Here is a 19,814-nt window from a genome sequence, read left to right on the forward strand (position 1 = left end):
TCGAGGAACTCCGACAGCCCGTCCTGCATCTTCATCAAGCTGCGCCAGGCCTGCTGTTCTCGCCCGTCCAACCACCGCGGCTCGGTCACGCACGTCACTTTACCGTCCGGTTGACATGGTAACCAAGTGCGGCGTACCTTCTGGTTCACACGTTAACCCCCCGATTTCCAGAGCCTTCTCACCCTCGACGGCAGCTCCGGCGTGCAGGAGATCGCCAAGGTCGCGCCCGCCGGCGCGCACGTCGTGAAGGCGTTCAACACCGTCTTCGGTCACATGCTGGCGCAGGGCAACCCGCTGGACGTGCTCATCGCCGGCGACGACGCCGCGGCCAAGGCGACTGTGTCGGCAAGGGACCAGCGGCGACTCCGCTCCCTTCAGGAATCGGAGAAGTCACTACTCTGTAGAGCGTGGTGAATCGAGGGCATTCGGCATCGGGGGACGTGCGTATCACGCGTGCCAACGCGCGGTTCCAGCAGTGGCAGGCGCTGCTGGGCAATCGGGCCAAGCGGCAGCGGGCCGGGGAGTTCCTGATCCAGGGAGTGCGCCCGATCAGCCTGGCGGTCGAGTTCGGCTGGCCGGTGCACGCGCTCATCTACGACGCCGAGCGGCCGCTGTCGAACTGGGCGGAGCAGATGCTGAAGGCGGCCGGCGGCGAGCGGGTGGCCATGGCCCCCGACCTGCTGCGCGAGCTGGGCGGCAAGGACGAGGACGTCCCCGAGTTGGTGGCGGTGGTCGGGCTGCCGGCCGACGAGCTGTCCCGCGTCCAGGTGGGGCCGTCCTTCCTGGGCGCCGTGTTCGACCGGCCGAACACCCCCGGGAACATCGGGACGATGGCGCGCTCACTGGACGCCTTCGGCGGCGCGGGCCTGATCGTCACCGGGCACGCCGCCGACCCCTACGATCCCCGATCGGTGCGGGCCTCCACCGGGTCGCTGCTGGCGTTGCCGGTGGTGCGGACCCCGTCCCACCGGGAAGTGCTGGCCTGGGTGGAGCGGCTGCGCGCCCAGGGGATGGCGCTGACGGTGGTGGGCACCGACGAGAGCGGCACCTCCGACATCGCCGGCCTGGACCTGACCGGCCCCACTCTCCTGGTCATCGGCAACGAGACCACCGGACTGAGCGCGGGATGGCGGCAGGCGTGCGACACGATGGCGCGCATCCCGATGGCCGGCTCGGCCAGCTCCCTCAACGCCGCCAGCGCGGCGACCGTGGTGCTGTACGAGGCCGCCCGCCAGCGGCGCGGCCACACCGCATGACCTACCGGCACGCGACCGTCCGGACCGGCCATCAGGACCTGGCCAGTGGCGCGGTGCTGCACTCCGCCCCAGGGTTTCCCGCGTTCCCCGTGCGGCTGGCCAGCGAGATCTTCCAGCGCGCGCTGGCCCTGCGCGGCGGCGACCGGCCCGCCGTGCTCTGGGACCCGTGCTGTGGCAGCGGTTATCTGCTGACCGTCGTGGCCTTGCTGCACCGGCGCCGGCTCGCCTCGGTGCTGGCCTCCGACCTCGACCCTGAAGCGCGGAGCCTGGCCGAGCGCAATCTCGCCCTGCTGAGCCAGGCCGGCCTGGCCGCCCGCGCCGCCGACCTGCGGGCGCGCGCCACCCGCTTCGGCAAACCGGCGTACGACTCGGCCGCGGACGCCGCCCACCGGCTCGCCGCCGAACTCGACGCCGCCGGCGGGGATCTGCCGCACGCGGTGCGCCAGGCCGACGTGTTCGACCCCGGCCAGCTTCAGCGGGCGCTCGGCGGGCTCACACCCGACATCGTGATCACCGACGTCCCCTACGGCGAACAGACCCATTGGGGCGGACCCGGCGCGGCGGCGGGAGTCGCCGGCATGGTCGACGCCCTGACGGCCGTGCTCCCGTACGACAGCGTGATCGCGGTGACGGTGCGGGGCCGCAAGGTCCCCGCCGACCACGGACCACGCCCCCGAGCATCCTTCAAGATCGGCACCCGAGCCGTCGCACTGTTCCGAGCCGCTGAAGATCCTCGCCTTCCCGTACGTCCGCCTCGGTCATAGCGCGTGGCGAGATTCTTGCCCGCCGGTGCGGGTGATCCCAGACGGTCACGGTAGCCGCACCTCAGGCGGCAGGATGGTCATGGTGGCCACGCTTCAGGCGGCCGGGTGGTCGAGGCCGGCGGAGAGCAGGTCGAATGCCTGTCCGATCAGCTCGGAGTCCGGCGCGTCCCGGCCGGCCGCGCGCCACGCGTTGACCGCTGCCGGCATCGCGCACAGCGCGACCGAGGCCACCAGACAGGGCCGCGGATCAGCGGCCGGGTCGGCGCCCATCCGGACGCCGATCAGTCGCGCGACCTCGTCCAGCCGGGCCGCGCCGCGCTCGACGCACGCGGCCATCAACGCCGCGCTGGCCGAGACCAGGTCCTGCATGCGCCGGTAGCGGGCCTGATCCGCGTCGGTCTCCCCTTCGTAGGCCCGCACGACCTCGACCGCGGCCCGCCGCATCGCGGTCAGCACCGGCACGTCGGCCGGCTGCGCGGCGAACCTCTCCAGCATCGCCGTGATCTGCTCGTCCGCGAGCGAGAGCGCGACGTCCTCCTTCCCCGCCGCCTGACCACGGTCCCACGGTCATCCAGCGGCGGGGAAGTCGGTGGCGGGCGCGCTGCTCGCGGTGGCGTCGAGGTTCGACTGGAGGGCCCCGACCTTGGCGGTGGCGTAGGCGTGGGCGTCCGAGCCGAGCAGCTGACGCAGCGGGCCGTCACCGGACTCGACCTGGCCGATGATCGCTTCGGCGCCCTTGACCGGGTCGCCGAGCTGGCTGCCCTGGAGCTTGAGGTGGTCGGCGACCATCTCGCGGATGGCCGGGTAGTGCGCGCTCGTGTCGGCGGGCAGGGCGAGCGAGTCCTGGGACAGGAAGTCGGTACGGAAATAGCCGGGCTCGACGATGGTGACCTTGATCCCGAAGTCCGCCACCTCGGCGGCGAGGGCCTCGCTCAGCCCCTCCAGCGCGAACTTCCCGGCGCTGTACAGCGCCCAGCCGGGCACCGCGGTCAGGCCCAGGATCGACGACACGTTGACGACGTGGCCGCCGCGCTGCTCGCGCAGGATGGGCAGCGCGGCGCGCAGCACGTTCCACACGCCGATGATCTGGACGTCGAGCATGTCGCGGACGTCGCGGTCGCCGGTCTCCTCCACCGCGGCCAGGAACCCGTAGCCCGCGTTGTTGACGACGCGGTCCAGGCCGCCGAACCGCTCGACGGTCTCCCGTACGGCCTGCTTGACCTGCGCCTCGTCACGCAGGTCGACGGTGAGCGGGAGCAGCCGCGAGGTGTCGGCCCGGTCGCCGAGCGCGGCGAGCAGCCGCTCGGCCGAGCGCGTCGTCGCGGCGACGCTGTCACCGCGCTCCAGCAGTTGCCTGACCAGTTCGAGCCCCAGGCCGCGGGAGGTGCCCGTCACGAACCAGATCGCGGGTCGCTCTGTCGCAGAAGCCATGATCGTTCCTATCTGTGGGTCCCCCCGAGCGTTTCTCGAGGTCGGTACGTCACCCAGCTTGGTTCGCCGTACCCCCTCATGGAGGCTCATATCGGGCCCTGGACAGCCTCGGACGGGGCAACCTAGGACGCACAGGGCCCGTTAGGAACGCCCGGGATCGGCGAGACTGTCCCTGTGGCTAGAACCAACCGTGAACTGGCTGATTTCCTGAAACGAGCCCGCAGCCAGAGCGACCCCTCGCGCGCCGGCCTCCCCCCGGACGGCCGCGTCCGCCGGGTGCCCGGCCTGCGCCGCGAGGAGGTCGCGCTCCTGGCCGGAGTCTCGACCGACTACTACGCCCGCCTCGAACAGGGCCGTCCCATCACCCCGTCGCCCGCCGTGGTGGAGGCCCTCGGCCGCGCCCTCGGGCTCGACGACGCGGGACGCGCGCACCTGAAGGACCTCATCGGGGCGACCGCGTCGCCCGCCCGGCAGCGTCCCCGCCCCGTCCAGCGGGTCCGCCCCGGCCTCTACCAGCTCCTCGACGCCCTCGACGGCGAACCCGTCCTCATCCTGGGACGCCGCACCGACATCCTCGCCGCCAACCGGATGGCCAAAGCGCTGTTCACGGACTTCGAGCAGCTGCTCCCCCGGGACCGCAACTACGCGCGCTGGATGTTCCTCGGCGACGACGCCCGCTCACTGTTCGTCGACTGGGAGGACCAGGCGCGGGCCGCGGTCGAGAGCCTGCGCTTCGAGGTCGGCCGCGACCCCGGCGACCAGGCCACGAACACCCTCGTCGCGGACCTGCGCACGCACAGCCCCGCCTTCGACCAGTGGTGGGAGCAGCACCGCGTGCACCAGCGCACCCACGGCTCCAAACGCCTCCGCCACCCTCTGGTCGGCGAACTCACGGTCGAGTACGAAACGCTCACGCTCCCCGGGGACCCCGACACGACCCTGTTCGTCTACACCGCGGAGGCCGGATCCCCGTCGAAACGGGCCCTGGACCTCCTCGCGAGCTGGACCCTCACCGACTCCGGCACCGAGCCTGACCGCCGACGCCGCCACGATCCCGCCCAGGAACAGTGACCTTGCCGGTCATCCGAGGGCGGCGTCGTGGACGAGGATGGCCGCCTGCACCCGGTTGGCCAGGCCCAGCTTGGCCAGCACCCGGCTGACGTGCGCTTTCACCGTCGCCTCCGTCAGGTTGAGCTCCCGCCCGATCTCGGCGTTGGACAGGCCGCGTGCCACCGCCCTGATCACGTCCTCCTCGCGGGCGGTCAGCGCCGCGAGCCGCCTGCGGGCGGACTCGGCCCGCGAGGGCGCCTTGTCGACGAACGAGCTGATCAGCCGCTTGGTGACGGTCGGCGACAGCATGGCCTGACCCGCCGTCACCGTGCGCACCGCCGCGGCCAGGTCGCGCGGCGGGGTGTCCTTGAGCAGGAAGCCGACCGCGCCGAGCCGGAGCGCCTGGTGCACGTACGCGTCCAGGTCGAAGGTGGTCAGCATGATCAGCTTGGGCGGGTCGGGAGCGGCCAGGATGCGAGCGGCGGCGGTCAGGCCGTCGACGCCGGGCATCCGCACATCCATCAGGACGACCTGCGGCCTGAGCCGGGCCACGGCGCCCACGGCCGCGGCGCCGTCGCTCGCCTCCCCGACGACCGCCATGTCGCCCGCCGCTTCCAGGATCATCCGCAGCCCGGACCTGACCAGCGCCTCGTCATCGACGACCAAAACGCGGATCATGCGGCGGGTATCCCGGCCAGCACCTGGAATCCGCCCCCGTGCCACGGCCCGGCCTCCAGCCTGCCGCCGAGCAGCTCGACGCGTTCGCGCAGCCCGACCAGGCCCCAGCCGGAGCCGGGCAGGTCGCCGTCCGCGCCGGCGTGGGGCCGGTTGCGGATCAGGACTTCCAGCTCGGCGGGCCGGTAGCGCAGGTGGACGTCGGTCTCGGCGTTGCCGGCGTGCTTGTGCACGTTCGTCAGCGCCTCCTGGACCACCCGGTAGGCGGTGCGTTCGGCGGTGGGCGGTAGCGGCCGGGCCTCGCCCTCGTCGTGACGATTGACCACGATGCCCAGGGCTCGGGACTGGTCGAGCAGCCGGTCGAGGTCGGCGAGCGTCGGCTGCGGGCCGCGTACCGGATCGGGTGCGCGCAGCACGCCCAGCACCTCGCGCAGGTTCGTCAGGGCCTCCCTGCCCACGCCGCCGATCAACGCGGCGGCCTCGGCCGTACGGACATCGGGGGCGTTGACCTCCAGCGCGCCCGCGTGCAGGACCATCAGCGACACCCGGTGCGCGACCACGTCGTGCATCTCCCGCGCGATCCGCGCCCGCTCCTGGTCGCGGGCCTGGTCGGCGCGGAGCACCTGCTCCCGCAGCAGGTGCCCGGCCTGCTCGCGCATCCCGTCGAGGACCTGCCGCCTGGCGCGCACCCACAGCCCGGCGACCAGGGGCAGCCCGAGCATGGCCGAGCCCATGAGCAGCACGTTGCCGAGGGTGCCGGCGACCAGAGCCCGATACCCCTGCGCGTGCGCGGAGACGATGCCGCCGAGCGCGTGCAGCGCGACCGCGCCGCCGACGTAGAGCCACAGGTCACGGCCACGGTGCAGCCGCGTGCCCGCATAGTACGAGGCCGCCACGGCGGCGGGCCACATCACCAGCCAGGCGTACGCCACGGCGCCTGTCACGACGAGCGGCCACCATCGGCGCCGGGCGAGACCCGCGGCCACCCCGCAGCAGGCCGCCACGGTCGCGAGCACGGGCATGGGCAGCGAGGACCGCACGCCGACCGACCCGGCCGTCGAGGCCATGGACAGCAGGAACACCGCCGCGCCGAGCACCCACGGCGCGATCCGGTCGATCATTCCTAGTCCCCCGAGCTTCACCGTCCAAGGCTATGGGCGGTACGCAGGGGGGTGCCCCCTACGAAAGTCGCGGGTGCCAGGTGACTTTCGCCGGGCCGCTCCGGCGCCACCGGCCCGGCAGGGTCGGAGACATGAAGACGACCGTCATGGCGGGCATCCTCGCCCTCACAGCGCCGCTGACCCCCCTGTCCCCGGCCCCCACCACCACCGCGCTCACCGCGCCCGCCGCCCCGCCCGTCACCGCCCTGCCCATTACCGGCCTACCGATCACCGCCCTGCCTATCACCGCCCGCCCCGTCACGGGCCTGCCCATTACCGCCCTGCCCGCGCCGACGGGCGTTCATCCCGTCGGCAAGACCGACCTTCACCTGGTCGACCACGGCCGCGCCGATCCCTGGGTGGCCGGGCGGCCGCGGGAGCTGATGGTCTCGATCTGGTACCCGGCGCGCAAGGCGACCGGCAAGCCCGTGCGGTACCTCACGCCGCAGGAGTCGGAGCTGCTCATCAGAAGCGAGCCGAGGCTCGACGACGTACCGGCGGACACGCTGGCCAAGGTCCCGACGCACACCCGCGCCGGCGCGCCCGCGTTGCGGCGCAAGGGCGGCTCGCCACTGGTGGTGCTGTCGCCCGGCATGACGCTGCCCCGCGCCACCATGACCTCGCTGGCCGAGGAGTTCGCCAGCCGCGGCTACGTGGTCGCGGGGATCGAGCACACCTACGAGTCGCTGGGCACCACCTTCCCCGACGGCAGGACCGTCACCTTCGAGGCCGGAAAGGCCGGTCAGACCCCCGAGACGGGAGCGAAGGTGGCCCGGGTGCGCGCCGCCGACACCGAGTTCGTCCTGGACCGGCTGGACCGGAGCAAGCACTGGAACCGCCTGATCGACGAGCGGAGGATCGCGATGGTGGGACACTCCGTCGGCGGCCAGAGCGCCGCGCACCTCCTGCCCGCCACCACGCGGATCAAGGCCGCCGTCAACCTCGACGGCACCTACAACCCCGCGACGCCGGCCAAGCCGCTGGACAAGCCCTTCATGATGATCGGCAACCCGCGGCACCAGCCGGATTCCGGCGGCAGGGACGGCTCGTGGGACCGGTTCTGGCCGCACGTGACGGGCGACGGGAAGCGCTGGTTGACGGTGACCGGCGCGGAGCACCTGAGCTTCGTCGACTACGCGGTGCTCCTACCCCAGCTCGGCCTGCCCAGGACGCCGATCGACGGCGAGCGCGCCATCAAGATCACCCGTACGTATGTCGCCGCCTTCCTCGACCTGCACCTCAAGGGCAAGCGCCAACCGCTGCTGGACAAGCCGTCGGCGACCTATCCCGAGGTGCGATTCTGGTGAACCGACCCGTCAGTCGCCGGACCCGGCCGCGGTCTCGTGCCCGGCGGTCGGGCCGGCCGCCGGGAGGCGGACCACGAACCGGGCCCCGGCCGGGCTGTCCGCCACGACCAGGGATCCGCCGTGGGCCTGGCACGTCTCCCTGCTGATGGGCAGCCCGAGCCCGCTGCCCCCCGGATCGAGGAGCTGCCCCTCCCGGAGCCGGACGAAAGCTTCGAAGACACGCTCACGATCCTCGGGGGAGATGCCCGCGCCGTCGTCCTGCACGCTCACCACGGCCTGCCCGCCCACCTGTTCGACGGTGACATCGACGCGGGACCGGGCGTGCCGGCGCGCGTTCGCCAGAAGATTGTTCAACACCCGGCTCAGCTGCACCCGCGAACCCAGCACGGTCGGACGGCATGCCGCCCGCAGCCGGATCGGGATGCCGCCGCGGGGCAGGCCGGCCACTTCCTCCTCCACCAGGTCGGCGAGGTCGAGCGGCTGGTGGACGGCGGGGTAGGCGCTTTTGACCCGGGTGTAGGCCAGCAGATCGTCGATGATCGCCTCGAGGCGTTCCGTGCTGTGCAGCGTGCGCTGCAGGGCCGTGCGCGCGTCCACCTCGTCCGGATAGTGCAGCGCCTCCTCCAGTTGGATGCGCTGGGCGCCGACCGGCGACCTCAGCTCGTGAGAGGCCAGCGAGACGAACCGGCGCTGCCCTTTCACCGCTCTCTCCAGCCGATCGAGGTACATGTTGGCGGTACGGGCGAATTGGGCGATCTCGTCGTTGCCCGGCGGTGTCGGGACCCGCAGGCTCAGGTCGCTCTCCGTGGCCTCGCGCATCATTTCGCTGATCGCCCGCACCGGGTGCAGGGTCCGGCCCACCACCATCCAGGTGGTCCAGGCGGCCGTCGCGGAGGCGAACAGGACCGCGGCCCCGATTCCGACCTCCAGATAGCGCATGGCCAGGGCGGGAGGCTGCATCGTACCGGCGTAGATGTAGTGCGGCTCGCTGCTGAAGAGCGTGTGGGTCGAGTCGGCGTCGAACCGCAGCGCGGTGACCAGAAGGCACCTGCCTCCGCTCCACGGTGGGCACACCGTGACGTCCTGCAGACGGTCGTCGTGGGGAGGACGGACCGTGGTCAGCGGGGGTATGCCCGACGCGGCCAGGTTGGACTCGACCACCTCCCCCCGGGAGTTGACGAGCTGCAGGTACTTGGCGCGGGCGGTCGGCTTGGGCGGCGGGATGTGGCCGGGCCGGATCTCGCTGGCCCAGTCGACGATGGTCAGCCGCATGTCCTCGGAGACGTCCGCCGCGACGTTGTTGCGGATCCCGAGGACGACGAGAGAACCGACCGCCGTGAGGATCACCAGGAAAAGAGCTCCCACCACGAGGGTGTAGCGCACGCGGATGGAGCGCGGGCGCAGTGCTGATATCAGCGGCCGGCCGCCTGCCGCGCGCCCGGGAGCGGACCGATTCTCACCGGAAGTGGCACGCGATATCCACCAGTTTCGACCCATAAATGAAGAATTGCCCTAATCTGACCGGTTATTCGGGCGGTGATGCATGGATGCAGGCAACATCAGGGAGGGGCGGCGCTGCTGGTCGGAGTCGGCCTGACCGTGGTGGTGGCCGGGGTGGGGCTGGCGGTTCTGGCGCAGTGGTGGGCGACCGAAAGGCTGGCCCGCTCGGCGACCCGGGCGCAGCTCGTGACGCCTGCCGAGGCGCCCGAACCGCACGCCGTGCTGGATCGGCTGTGCGCGCTGGGCGACCTGCCCAAGCCAAGGCTGGCCATCAGCCCGAGCCCGGTCCCCAACGCCTTCACCCTCGGCCGATCGAGGCGGCACACCACCGTGGTGGTGACCCGAGGGCTGCTGGAGGCGCTGAATCCTGACGAGCTCGGCGTGGCCTTGGCGCATGAGGTCGCGCACATTCGCCACCGCGATGTGACGGTCATGACGCTGGCCAGTTCGCTGGCCATCGCCCTGGCCTGGGGAACGAGCACCGCCGGTCGTTTCATCAGGAGAAACTCGGGCCCGACGCCCTTCCTCCAGCAGGTCCGGGACCTGCCGACCGCCTTCGTGCTGGGCGCGTCGGCCCCGTTGATCATGGTGCTCGGACTGATCGGCCTGCTGGCCCAGCTGCCGCTGCGGGCACTGGGCCGCTGTCGGGAACTGGCCGCCGATCACGACGCCGCCGTACAGACCGGGCAGCCCGCGCTGCTGGCCGCCACTCTGCTCAAGATCGGCACCGGCGACCCGATCCCCCGCACCGATGTGCGGGCCGTACGCGTTCCCATGATGAGTCTCGCGGCCGCCAGGCCCGCCGCCCGCGCCTGGTGGTCCACCCACCCGACGATCGCCCGGCGCGTCGACCGCCTCACCTGTCAGCCCGGCCCGGACCGGTGACCGGGTCCGGTCAGCGCACGGAGCAGATCGCGGAGCCGATGACCGCTGTCACGGCGTCCGGGTGCGAGATCAGGGTCAGGTGCGATCCGCCCTGGAACGTGGTGACCTTCGCGCGTGCGCGGTCGGCCATGGCCTGCTGCGAGTCCGGGGTGATGATGCGATCGCCGGTGCTGATGAAGAACCAGGACGGGATCGTCTTCCAGGCCGCGGCCTTCGACGGGGTCATGAACGCGCTGGTCGAGGCGGCTCGCTGGGTGGCCCACAGGCGCAGGGCGGTGTCGCGCGGCAGGTCCGAGGCGAACGAGCCGACGAAGACGTCCCGTTTGAGGTAGAGGTCCTTCGCGCCTTCGGCCGCTCCCGCATAGGACACCTGGTCGTAGAGGGTGTCCGGATCCTTGTTGAGCGCGGACCCGGCCCCGCTGAGCCGGCCGTTGGGCTCGCCCACATCGGGGGCGGCCGCGTCGACGTACACCAGGGCCTTGACGTTGGGGAGGTTCGCGGCGGCGTTCGTGATCACCGCGCCGCCGTAGGAGTGTCCGACGAGCACGATCGGGCCGGAGACCGTTCTGAGGAAGTCGGCGACGGTCTGCGCGTCGCCGGTCAGGCCGCGGAGCGGATTCGCCAGGGCGCGTACGGCATAGCCCGCCTGTCGCAGGGCGTCCACCTCGCCGTTCCAGCTGGAGGTGTCGGCCCAGGCTCCGTGGACCAGGACGACCGTGGGCTTGGCCTGACCGGGCGACCGGCACGGCAGCGGGTCGCCGAGGGCGGAGGCCGCCCGGGCGTCGACCGTCACCTGAGTGAGGGCCACGGTGAGCACCGCCATGCAGGCGACCGTCTTCCCTCGGCGTGGAAACACCATGGCTCCTCCTGTTCCCGGCGTGCGGGCCCGGCTTGAAGGCTCGTGCTTGGAGGCTCGTGCCCTCCGGACGGCCCGGATAGCCCCAAAAAAGGAACAAAAGGCGCATAGTGCGGAAGACGGGACGGTGACGCCCCGGCATGTCCCGGGGACGATCGGCCTACCCGGCCGCCTGGGCGGCGGCGCGGCCGGCTTGACGGCCGGAGAACAGGCAGCCGCCGAGGAAGGAGCCTTCCAGGGCGTTGTAGCCGTGGACGCCGCCGCCGCCGAATCCGGCCGCCTCGCCCGCCGCGTACAGGCCGCTGATGGGCTCGCCGTCGAGGCCGAGCACGCGGGAGTCGAGGTCGGTCTGGATGCCGCCGAGGCTCTTGCGCGTCAGGACGTGCAGCTTGACCCCGATCAGCGGACCGGCCTGCGGGTCCAGGATGCGGTGCGGGGTGGCGGTGCGGCTGAGCCGGTCCCCGAGGAAGCGCCGTGAGTTGTGGATGCCCTGCACCTGGGCGTCCTTGCTGTACGGGTTGTCGACCTGCAGGTCCCGGGCCACGATCTGGCGGCGCAGCTCGTCGGCGTCGAGCAGCGGCTTGTCGGTCAGGCCGTTCATCTTCACCACCAGCTCCTCCAGCGTGGCGGCGACGACGAAGTCCGCGCCGCGCTGCTTGAAAGCCTCCACCGGCGCGGGCGCCCCCTTGCCGAAGACCCGGTTCCGGAGCACCGCCTTGCGGTCCCCGCTGGTGATGTCCGGGTTCTGCTCCGAGCCGGACAGCGCGAACTCCTTCTCGATGATCTTCTCGGTCAGGATGAACCATGAGTGGTCGTACGCGGCGATGTCGGGGGTGGTGCGCAGGTACTCGAGGGTGCCGAGGGTGTCGTAGCCGGGCAGGAACGGCTCCGGCAGGCGGCGGCCCAGCGCGTCGAACCACATCGACGACGGTCCCGGCAGGATCCGGATCGCATGCTGGGGCCAGACGGGGTCCCAGTTCTGCACGCCTTCGGTGTAGTGCCACATCCGGTCCTGGTTGACCAGCCGGGCCCCCGCGGTGGCGCTGATGGCCAGCATCCGCCCGTCCACGTGGGCCGGCACCCCCGTGATCATGTTGTGGGGGGCGGCGCCCAGCCGCTGGGGCCAGTAGTGGCGCACCAGGTCGTGGTTGCCGCCGATCCCGCCGCTGGTGACGATGACCGCCTGCGCCGTCAGCTCGAAGGAGCCCGTCACCTCCCGGCTGGAGGACACCCCCCGCGGCGAGGAGTCGTCCGCCAGGACACTCCCCCGCACCCCGGTGACGGCGCCGTCCTGGACGACGAGCTCATCGACCTGGTGGCGGTGGTAGAACGTCAGCAGTCCCGCGTCGGCCGCCTGCAGTGCGCTGCGGACGAACGGGCGCACCACGCCCGTTCCGGTGCCCCAGGCCACATGGAACCGGGGCACGGAGTTGCCGTGCTCGCCGGCGCGCAGGCGACCGCGCTCCGCCCAGCCGACCACCGGCGTCAGCTTGATGCCCTGGGCGTCCATCCAGGACCGCTTCTCACCCGCGGCGAACTCGACGTACGCGCGGGCCCAGCGCACCGCCCAGCCGTCCTCGTCTTCCAGCCGGTCGAACCGCGCGCTCGCCTGCCAGTCGCTCCAGGCCAGGTCGAAGGAGTCCTTCACGCGCAGGCGGCGCTGCTCGGGCGTGTTCACGAGGAACAGCCCGCCGAACGACCAGAACGCCTGCCCGCCCAGGTTGGCGGCGTTCTCCTGTTCGACCAGCGCCACCTTCCGGCCCTGGGCGGTCAGCTGCTGCGCCGCGACCAGCCCGGCCAGGCCCGCACCTACGATGATGACGTCCGCGTCCATGGCGGTACTCCCTTGCTCAAGCGCGTGTTGACGATAAGGCGATCATGACGCGCCCAGCAGGTGCGCGTCGGTGTCGGGGAGCCCGAGGTGGTCGAGCGGCATCGCGCTGTCATCGGTCACTTCGGCGAGGTCGTGCCCTCAGCGCCGCCAGTCCGCCCTGGGCGTCCTCGATGACCAGCCGCTCCGCGGTCGCCGAATCGCCCTGCCGGAGGGCGCGCACCAGGGCGCGGTGACTGGCGTAGCGGTCCAGCCCGAAGTGGTCGTCCTCGGCGATCTTCTCCAGGCGCAGCGCCCGGCGCTCGGGCTGGGAGAAGACCTGGGACTGTTCGAGGAGCCGGATCAGCATCGGGTTGGCCGCGCACGCGTTCACCGCCTCGTTGAACTCCTGCATCCGGTCGAGCAGCGCGGCGACGTGCCGGTCGACGTTCTCGCCCTTCCGGTGCCGGGAGACGATGACGATCAGCAGATCGTCGGCGGCGTCGAGGATCGCGTCGAGAGCGTCCACCTGCTCCGGGGTGGCGTTCCGGGCCGCGAACCGGGCCACCAGGCCCCGCAGCCCTATCTCGACCTCGGCGAGATCGTCGATGGCGCGCTCGGCGATGTCGGCCACGACGACCGTCCGGGGGCCGGTGCGCTCGATGAGCCCGTCGTGTTCGAGCCGGAGCAGCGCCTCGCGCACCGGGGTCGGGCTGACCATGAGCTGCTCGGCCAGGCCGCGCTCGGTCACCTTCTGGCCGGGGCGCAGCGTGCCGGCCCCGATCGCCTGCCGGAGGCTCTGGTAGGCGCGATCGGCTCGGGTCTCGCCGCGTGCGGGGGTTTGGTCCGTCGAGTCGACCGTCATACGCCCACGATAACAGTAGCCATGGCATTAGCTCGATGCTATCCGTTGACATTTTTGCTATGGCAACTAGTGTGACTGCTGCCACATTCGAGGAGGACGTCATGCCCAGCGCGTTGCGAGCCGAAAGCCGTACGGCCGACACCAGGAGGATCACGTTCTACGTGGCCTTGGCGGTGTTCGCCCAGGAGTCGACCTGGAACTTCTACGACAACCGGGTGCCCGAGCTCCTGCGGGACCACGTCGCCAGCGCGGCCGTGATCGGCCTGATCATGGGCATGGACAACCTGCTGGGCATCTTCATCCAGCCCTACATGGGCAACCGGTCGGACAACACCCGGACCTCCTGGGGGCGCCGGATCCCGTACCTCGCGGTCATGATGCCCATGGGCGCCGCGCTGTTCCTGCTCATCCCGCACATGTCGTCGCTGGGCTGGCTGATCGTGGTCATCCTCCTCTACGCGCTGGTGATGAACAGCTTCAAGCCCATCAGCGAATCGCTCATGCCCGACTTCATCGAGCCCGCGGGCCGGAGCCGGGCGAACGCCGTGGTGAAGATCGCCTCAGCGCTGACCACCATCGTGGCCGCGCTGGTCAGCCTGCTGCTGGTCGACGACTACCCGAAGCTCGCCTTCGCCGTGCCGTCCGCGATCATGCTGGTGGCAGTGGCGGTGCTCGTCTGGCGGGTACGGGACAGCCGTTCGCGGGCCTACCAGGCCGCCCTAGCGGAGGACCGGGCCTCGGCGGCCACCGAGTCGCCCGACGTCAAGGTCAAGGTGACGATCAGGACGATCCTTCGCGACCTGGTGTTCGACCGCGACCGGAGCCGGCTTCTGGTGATCATCGCCGTGTTCGTCTTCGGCGGCGCCTGGTTCGCCTTCCGTTCCCTGATGACCCCGTACGGCGTGCAGGTCCTCGGCCTGTCCGACGGCGAGGCCGGCGGACTGACGCTGCCGAGCGGGATCGCCTACATCCTCGCCGCCTTCCCCGCCGCGCTGCTCGCCGAGCGCTTCGGCCGGCTGCGGACCATGGCCGCCGGGATAGCGGTCTTCGCCACGGGCGCGATCATCGGGGCCGTCGTCCAGACCCCGACGGTCACCATCGTGGCGTTGTGCCTCGCCGCGGTCGGCGCCGCCGGGTTCATGATCAACGCGGTCGTCGTGCTGTGGAACCTGGCCCCGTCGAGCCGCGTCCTCGGCACGTACACCGGCCTGTACACGGTCGGCTGGGCGGGCGGGGGATTCGTCGGACCGGCGGTCGTCGGCCTGGCGGTCGACGTCACGGGCTGGCACCTGCTGCTCCTGCACATCGCCCTCCTGGCCGCCGTCGCCATCGCGCTGGTCGTCTGGGTCTACCGGCTCCGGCGCGCGAGCGGCACCAGGGAGAGCGCCGAGTGAGCACCCCGCTTCCGCCCCGCACCGCCGGGGCGGCGACTGAAGAGATGAGAACGACATGATGAGTACGCCTGTGACCGGGGAGCGCGATCCCCGCACGACGGTCAGAGTCCTGGCTCCCAGCGGAATGCTCGGGGCAGGGTTTCCAGCGGAGACGATCGATCGAGGGATCGCCCTCGGGGCCGACGTGATCGCCCTTGACGGTGGTTCCACCGACTCCGGACCTTACTATCTGGGCTCGGGGACGGCGAAGACGACCGCCGCGGCTGTCGCCCGTGACCTGCGGATCCTGCTGCGGGCCGCGGCCGGCGCCGGCATTCCGCTGATCGTCGGGTCGTGCGGCACGAGCGGCACCGACTCCGGCGTCGACTGGGTCGCCGGCATCGTCGACGGCATCCTGCGGGAGGAGGGCCTGGACCTGCGGGTCGCGCGGATCTACAGCGAGCAGACGGCCGCCGCACTGAAGGAGAGGCTCAACGAGGGATGGGTCCATCCGCTGGCGCCGATGGGCGACCTGGACGCCGCCACACTGGACGGCTGCAGCCACATCGTCGGCATGATGGGGCACGAACCCTTCGAGGCGGCCCTGCGGGCCGGGGCCGACGTGGTGCTCGCCGGCCGGGCGACCGACACGGCCGTCGCCGCCGCTTACCCGTTGATGATGGGCATGCCGGCCGGCCCCACCTGGCACGCATCCAAGATCATCGAGTGTGGCGGGCAGTGCACCACCAATCCGCGCACCGGCGGCGTCCTCGCCACCATCGACCAGGACGGCTTCACCATCGAACCGCTGGACCCGGCCGCCGCCTGCACGACGACGTCGGTGGCGGCGCACATGCTCTACGAGACGGTCAACCCGTTCGAGATGCGCGAGCCGGCGGGCACGCTGGTGGTCTCCGACGCGATCTACACCGCGCTGGACGACCGCCGGGTGCGCGTCGAAGGGTCCCGCTTCGACCTCGCCGAGCAGTACACGGTCAAACTCGAAGGCGCCCGCGTCACCGGCTACGAGACCATGTCCTTCTCCGCCATCCGCGATCCGCACATCCTCGCCCACATCGAGGAGTGGGTCGCGCTGATGCACGAGGTCCACACCGGGCGCGTGCGGCAGACCCTGAACCTCGACCCCGCCGAGTACGCCGTGGACATCCGCCTGTACGGCTACAACGCCGTGCTGGGGGACATCGACCCGGCCACCGGGCCGCCCCGGGAGGTCGGCGTGATGATGCTGGTCAACGCCCCGGACCAGGCCACCGCCACCGCGATCGCCAAGATCGCGAATCCGCTGATGCTGCATCTCCCGACCCCCGACATGGACTACCTGCCCAGCCTGGCCTTCGCCACCTCGCCGGCCGAGACCGAGCGCGGGCCCGTCTACCAGTTCGTGCTCAACCACGTGGTGGACGTCGACGAGCCTACTGACATGTTCCGCATCGAGATGGGTGACTCCCGTGACTGACGACCGCAGGCCCACGCTGGGCGAGATGGCGCTGGAGGTCCGTTCGAAGAACGCCGGCCCCTTCTGGGTCACCATGGAGCTCTTCATGCGCACCCCGGAGGACTACGCGATCGTCGCCGACGAGGACTTCATCAACGAGGAGGTCGTCGCGCGGCTGTACGACCTGGACCCGGCGACCATCCAGATCTTCCGCATCCCCTCACTCAACGTCGTGAAGATCTCCTTCCCCCGGCCGGTGGCCCAGGGCAGCCTGCGCGACCGGGACATCCACGCGGGCCAGCACCATGTCCCCCTGGCGGCGCTGGTGCCCGCGTAGAAGTCCCCGCACCGGCGGCGCCGAAAGCCTGGCGCCGCCGGTGCCCTCACGTCAGTTGACGCAGTCCTGCGTGTTGAGCGACATGGCCATCTCCCTGACCTTCCCCTTGGCGTGGATGAAGACGTAGGAGGCCTTGGGGTTGCCGGGCACCGCGACGTACGGGAACCCGCTGGCCGAGTTCTTCACCTTCGGGTACGCCTTCTTGACCTGCTTGAGCGTGGAGCCCAGGCCGATCCCCTGGGGTGTCTTGACCCCCTTTTGCGCGAAGATCACGGCCACGCCGACCGTCTTGGAGATGTACAGGCCCACGCTGTCCTTGTCGGTCGGGAGCGCCTTCAGGTCCCAGCCGGAGCACGAGCCTTCCCCGGCGCTCTTCTTGAACACGACCTGCCGGGTCGCCTTCGCCTTGGTGGCGCTCATGCCGAGCTTGACCGTGCCGTAGCCGTACGGCCCCAACGTGGGCTTCGCGGTCTGGGCGAGCGCGGGCGTGCCGGTGACCAGCAGCGCCCCGCCGGTCAGCAGCACGATGAGCGACTTCTTCATGACGTTTCCTCCCGTTGTGGGGACCAGGTCCCCGCCGAACTGTTCGGCGCCGTCCGCCCTCGATGCGCGCGAAGGCCGGGCGGATCAGCTTCCTACGGGTGGTCAACGTACATGCGCAGGTGTTGCGCCGTGAGTGATTTGCTGGAGCCGACGAGATCGGCGGGGGTGCCGGTGAAGACGACCTGGCCGCCGTCGTGGCCCGCGCCAGGACCGAGGTCGATGATCCAGTCGGCGTGCGCCATCACGGCCTGGTGGTGCTCGATGACGATGACGGTGTTGCCGTCGTCCACCAGGCGGTCCAGCAGCGCCAGCAGGTGGTCGACGTCGGCCAGGTGCAGGCCGGTGGTCGGCTCGTCCAGCACGTAGGTGGTGCCGTTCCTGGCCATGTGGATGGCCAGCTTGAGGCGCTGGCGCTCGCCGCCGGACAGCGTGGTGAGCGGCTGGCCGAGCCCGATGTAGCCGAGCCCTACCGCGTCGAGGCGGCCGAGGATGGCCCCGGCCTGGCCGGTGGTGAAGACCTCGCGGGCCTCGGCCACGGGCATCGCCAGGACCTCGCTGATGTTCTTGCCGTGCAGCTCGTACGACAGCACCTCGGGGGTGAACCGCTTGCCCTCGCACTCCTCGCACACCGTCGCCACGTCGGCCATCATCGCCAGATCGGTGTAGATCAGGCCGATGCCCTTGCAGGCCGGGCAGGCGCCCTCGGAGTTGGCGCTGAACAGGCCGGGCTTGACGCCGTTGGCCTTGGCGAACGCCGTCCGGATCGGGTCGAGCACCCCGGTGTAGGTGGCCGGATTGCTCCGCCGGGAGCCGCGGATCGGCGACTGGTCGGCGACGATCACGCCCTCCAGCCCGGCGACGTAGCCGTGGATCAGCGAGCTCTTGCCGGACCCGGCGACGCCGGTGATGACGCTGAGCACCCCCTGGGGGATGTCCACGCTCACGTCGCGCAGGTTGTGCAGGGTGGCGCCGCGGATCGGCAGCTGACCGGTGGGCGTGCGGACCTTCTCGCGCAGGGTCACCCGGTGGTCGAGGTAGCGGCCGGTCAGGGTGCCGGAGGCGCGCAGCCCGTCGAGGTCGCCGGCGAAGCAGAGCCGCCCGCCCGCCGAGCCGGCGCCGGGACCGAGGTCGACGACATGGTCGGCGATCTGGATCGTCTCCGGCTTGTGCTCCACCACGAGCACCGTGTTGCCCTTGTCGCGCAGCTGGAGCAGCAGGTCGTTCATCCGCTGGATGTCGTGCGGGTGCAGCCCCGCGGTGGGCTCGTCGAAGACGTACGTGACGTCGGTCAGGCTCGAGTTGAGATGCCGGACCATCTTCACCCGCTGCGCCTCGCCGCCCGACAGCGTCGAGGACTCCCGGTCCAGGCTGAGGTAGCCGAGGCCGATCTCCACGAGGGAGTCGAGCGTCTCGCGCAGGTTGTCCAGGATCGGCCCGACGGAGGCGTTGCGGATCCCGCCGATGAACTCGGCCAGGTCGCTGATCTGCATGGCGGAGCACCGGGCGATGTCGACGCCGTCGATGGTGGCCGACCGGGCCGCCTCGTTCAGCCGGGAGCCCGCGCAGTCGGGGCAGGGCGCGAGCTTGACGGCCCGGTCGGCGAACGCGCGCGCCTGCCCCTTCATCGACTCCCGGTCCTTGCCGAGATACTGCCGCCGCACCCTGGGCACCAGGCCCTCGTAGGTGAAGTTGTTGGCCCCGAGCTTCACCTTGACCGGCGGCTTGTCCAGGAAGTCCGCCCACTGCTCCGGCGTGTAGTCGCGCATCTTGACGTCCGGGTCGAAGAAGCCGGAGGCGACGATGATCTGCCACGGCCAGGTGTCCACGCCGTAGCCGGGGAGCTTGAGCGCGCCCTCGTTCAGCGACAGGTCCCGGTCGACCAGCTCGTCGACGTCGATGTCGGACACCTTGCCGAGCCCCTCGCACACCGGGCACATGCCCTGGGGGGTGTTGAAGCTGAAGGCGAAGGCGGGACCGACGTACGGGGTGGCGACCCGGCTGAAGACGATGCGCAGCATCGTGTAGGTGTCGGTGGCGGTGCCCACGGTCGAGCGGGCGTTGGCGCCCATCCGCTCCTGGTCGACGATGATCGCCGCGCTCAGGTTGCGCAGCGCGTCGACGTCCGGGCGGCTGAGGCTCGGCATGAACCCCTGGAGGAACGCCGTGTAGGTCTCGTTGATCAGGCGCCGGGACTCCGCCGCGATCGTGTCGAAGACCAGGGAGGACTTGCCGGAGCCGGAGACTCCGGTGAAGACGGTGAGCCGTCGTTTGGGGATGTCCAGGGAGACGCCGGTGAGATTGTTCTCCCTGGCGTCGCGGACCTGGATCAGGTCGTGGCTGTCCGCGGCGGTGTGATCCGACCGGCGGGGGTGAACGCTGCTGTCCTGCTGACTGGGAACCAAGGAACCCTTCCATCCTCGACTGCCGACATTCATGCGTTCAAGTGTCTCATTGACCTAAACGTCTAAACTTTTTCCAGATTTTTCGGCATAAATCGAGGTCTTGTACGCTCAACCCTCAAATTGCCATGGAACCGGTCCGACAGG

General features: G+C 71.0%; 19 protein-coding genes. 9 read left to right on the forward strand and 10 right to left on the reverse strand.

What is annotated here, in order from left to right; genetic code table 11:
• Positions 1-201 precede the first annotated feature (201 nt).
• From IEY87_RS42545 to IEY87_RS42555, 3 genes are read left to right on the forward strand one after another with little or no spacing between them, the layout of a single operon-like run.
• Positions 202-414: an NAD(P)-binding domain-containing protein gene (locus tag IEY87_RS42545; RefSeq protein ID WP_225277257.1), complete on the forward strand. Its 213-nt coding sequence runs from the start codon at positions 202-204 to the stop codon at positions 412-414.
• 26 nt (positions 415-440) lie between these two features.
• Positions 441-1,256: a TrmH family RNA methyltransferase gene (locus IEY87_RS42550; protein WP_189144582.1), complete on the forward strand. Its 816-nt coding sequence runs from the start codon at positions 441-443 to the stop codon at positions 1,254-1,256.
• A complete protein-coding gene (locus IEY87_RS42555; protein WP_189144583.1) occupies positions 1,253-2,020 on the forward strand; it encodes an rRNA methyltransferase in 768 nt (255 codons plus the stop codon). The genes IEY87_RS42550 and IEY87_RS42555 overlap by 4 nt, the downstream gene beginning before the upstream one ends.
• Before the next feature lie 93 nt (positions 2,021-2,113).
• Here IEY87_RS42555 and IEY87_RS42560 read toward each other — a convergent pair whose 3' ends face one another.
• A complete protein-coding gene (locus tag IEY87_RS42560) occupies positions 2,114-2,515 on the reverse strand; it encodes an acyl-CoA-like ligand-binding transcription factor (protein ID WP_189144584.1) in 402 nt (133 codons plus the stop codon).
• Positions 2,516-2,587: 72 nt separating this feature from the next.
• Positions 2,588-3,451 carry an SDR family oxidoreductase gene (locus tag IEY87_RS42565; RefSeq protein WP_189144585.1) on the reverse strand — a complete coding sequence of 288 codons (864 nt, stop codon included), beginning with the start codon at positions 3,449-3,451 and terminating at the stop codon, positions 2,588-2,590.
• A 174-nt stretch (positions 3,452-3,625) separates the two neighbouring features.
• Here IEY87_RS42565 and IEY87_RS42570 point away from each other — a divergent pair, with 174 nt between their 5' ends.
• Positions 3,626-4,522: a helix-turn-helix transcriptional regulator gene (locus tag IEY87_RS42570; RefSeq protein WP_189144586.1), complete on the forward strand. Its 897-nt coding sequence runs from the start codon at positions 3,626-3,628 to the stop codon at positions 4,520-4,522.
• Positions 4,523-4,531: 9 nt separating this feature from the next.
• On the opposite strand, the gene IEY87_RS42575 is transcribed toward IEY87_RS42570, so the two are convergent.
• Positions 4,532-5,179 carry a response regulator gene (locus IEY87_RS42575; RefSeq protein WP_189144587.1) on the reverse strand — a complete coding sequence of 216 codons (648 nt, stop codon included), beginning with the start codon at positions 5,177-5,179 and terminating at the stop codon, positions 4,532-4,534.
• Positions 5,176-6,318 (reverse strand): sensor histidine kinase, encoded by a 1,143-nt coding sequence (locus tag IEY87_RS42580; RefSeq protein WP_225277258.1) that lies wholly within the window; start codon positions 6,316-6,318, stop codon positions 5,176-5,178. The genes IEY87_RS42575 and IEY87_RS42580 overlap by 4 nt, the downstream gene beginning before the upstream one ends.
• Positions 6,319-6,428: 110 nt before the next feature.
• Here IEY87_RS42580 and IEY87_RS42585 point away from each other — a divergent pair, with 110 nt between their 5' ends.
• A complete protein-coding gene (locus tag IEY87_RS42585; protein ID WP_225277259.1) occupies positions 6,429-7,643 on the forward strand; it encodes an alpha/beta hydrolase family protein in 1,215 nt (404 codons plus the stop codon).
• Positions 7,644-7,652: 9 nt separating this feature from the next.
• Here IEY87_RS42585 and IEY87_RS42590 read toward each other — a convergent pair whose 3' ends face one another.
• The gene (locus IEY87_RS42590; protein WP_189144588.1) at positions 7,653-9,008 is read right to left on the reverse strand and encodes a sensor histidine kinase; all 1,356 of its coding nucleotides are present in this window, start codon (positions 9,006-9,008) and stop codon (positions 7,653-7,655) included.
• Between the two features lie 174 nt (positions 9,009-9,182).
• On the opposite strand from IEY87_RS42590, the gene IEY87_RS42595 reads away from it, so the two are divergent.
• A complete protein-coding gene (locus tag IEY87_RS42595) occupies positions 9,183-10,028 on the forward strand; it encodes a M48 family metalloprotease (protein WP_189144589.1) in 846 nt (281 codons plus the stop codon).
• A gap of 10 nt (positions 10,029-10,038) precedes the next feature.
• Here the strand turns inward: IEY87_RS42595 and IEY87_RS42600 are convergent, their stop codons facing one another.
• The 3 genes from IEY87_RS42600 to IEY87_RS42610 form a co-directional block, all read right to left on the reverse strand.
• The gene (locus IEY87_RS42600) at positions 10,039-10,887 is read right to left on the reverse strand and encodes an alpha/beta hydrolase (protein ID WP_225277260.1); all 849 of its coding nucleotides are present in this window, start codon (positions 10,885-10,887) and stop codon (positions 10,039-10,041) included.
• A gap of 157 nt (positions 10,888-11,044) precedes the next feature.
• The gene (locus IEY87_RS42605) at positions 11,045-12,718 is read right to left on the reverse strand and encodes an FAD-binding dehydrogenase (protein WP_189144590.1); all 1,674 of its coding nucleotides are present in this window, start codon (positions 12,716-12,718) and stop codon (positions 11,045-11,047) included.
• Positions 12,719-12,827: 109 nt separating this feature from the next.
• A complete protein-coding gene (locus IEY87_RS42610; RefSeq protein WP_189144591.1) occupies positions 12,828-13,559 on the reverse strand; it encodes a GntR family transcriptional regulator in 732 nt (243 codons plus the stop codon).
• Between the two features lie 71 nt (positions 13,560-13,630).
• Between IEY87_RS42610 and IEY87_RS42615 the strand changes: the two genes are divergently transcribed.
• The 3 genes from IEY87_RS42615 to IEY87_RS42625 are packed head-to-tail and all read left to right on the forward strand — an operon-like array spanning position 13,631 to position 16,725.
• A complete protein-coding gene (locus tag IEY87_RS42615) occupies positions 13,631-14,953 on the forward strand; it encodes an MFS transporter (RefSeq protein WP_225277261.1) in 1,323 nt (440 codons plus the stop codon).
• Between the two features lie 55 nt (positions 14,954-15,008).
• Positions 15,009-16,409 carry an acyclic terpene utilization AtuA family protein gene (locus tag IEY87_RS42620; protein ID WP_225277262.1) on the forward strand — a complete coding sequence of 467 codons (1,401 nt, stop codon included), beginning with the start codon at positions 15,009-15,011 and terminating at the stop codon, positions 16,407-16,409.
• Entirely contained in the window at positions 16,402-16,725 is a 324-nt protein-coding gene (locus IEY87_RS42625) for a DUF4387 domain-containing protein (protein WP_225277263.1), read from the forward strand. Before IEY87_RS42620 ends, IEY87_RS42625 begins: the two co-directional genes overlap by 8 nt.
• Positions 16,726-16,776: 51 nt before the next feature.
• On the opposite strand, the gene IEY87_RS42630 is transcribed toward IEY87_RS42625, so the two are convergent.
• The gene (locus IEY87_RS42630) at positions 16,777-17,268 is read right to left on the reverse strand and encodes a hypothetical protein (RefSeq protein ID WP_189144592.1); all 492 of its coding nucleotides are present in this window, start codon (positions 17,266-17,268) and stop codon (positions 16,777-16,779) included.
• Positions 17,269-17,360: 92 nt separating this feature from the next.
• Positions 17,361-19,670, reverse strand: coding sequence for an ATP-binding cassette domain-containing protein (locus IEY87_RS42635; protein WP_225277264.1), 2,310 nt, complete (start codon positions 19,668-19,670; stop codon positions 17,361-17,363).
• Between the last annotated feature and the right edge of the window lie 144 nt (positions 19,671-19,814).

This window comes from Nonomuraea glycinis (assembly GCF_014646515.1).
Taxonomy (GTDB): Bacteria; Actinomycetota; Actinomycetes; order Streptosporangiales; family Streptosporangiaceae; genus Nonomuraea; species Nonomuraea glycinis.

Bases quoted from the DNA above. Each gene is read 5' to 3' on its own strand.
- IEY87_RS42555 (WP_189144583.1), top strand. From the start codon at position 1,253: ATGACCTACCGGCACGCGACCGTCCGGACCGGCCATCAGGACCTGGCC.
- IEY87_RS42560 (WP_189144584.1), bottom strand. From the start codon at position 2,515: ATGCTGGAGAGGTTCGCCGCGCAGCCGGCCGACGTGCCGGTGCTGACC.
- IEY87_RS42565 (WP_189144585.1), bottom strand. From the start codon at position 3,451: ATGGCTTCTGCGACAGAGCGACCCGCGATCTGGTTCGTGACGGGCACC.
- IEY87_RS42575 (WP_189144587.1), bottom strand. From the start codon at position 5,179: ATGATCCGCGTTTTGGTCGTCGATGACGAGGCGCTGGTCAGGTCCGGG.
- IEY87_RS42585 (WP_225277259.1), top strand. From the start codon at position 6,429: ATGAAGACGACCGTCATGGCGGGCATCCTCGCCCTCACAGCGCCGCTG.
- IEY87_RS42595 (WP_189144589.1), top strand. From the start codon at position 9,183: ATGCATGGATGCAGGCAACATCAGGGAGGGGCGGCGCTGCTGGTCGGA.
- IEY87_RS42600 (WP_225277260.1), bottom strand. From the start codon at position 10,887: ATGGTGTTTCCACGCCGAGGGAAGACGGTCGCCTGCATGGCGGTGCTC.
- IEY87_RS42605 (WP_189144590.1), bottom strand. From the start codon at position 12,718: ATGGACGCGGACGTCATCATCGTAGGTGCGGGCCTGGCCGGGCTGGTC.
- IEY87_RS42610 (WP_189144591.1), bottom strand. From the start codon at position 13,559: ATGACGGTCGACTCGACGGACCAAACCCCCGCACGCGGCGAGACCCGA.
- IEY87_RS42620 (WP_225277262.1), top strand. From the start codon at position 15,009: ATGATGAGTACGCCTGTGACCGGGGAGCGCGATCCCCGCACGACGGTC.
- IEY87_RS42630 (WP_189144592.1), bottom strand. From the start codon at position 17,268: ATGAAGAAGTCGCTCATCGTGCTGCTGACCGGCGGGGCGCTGCTGGTC.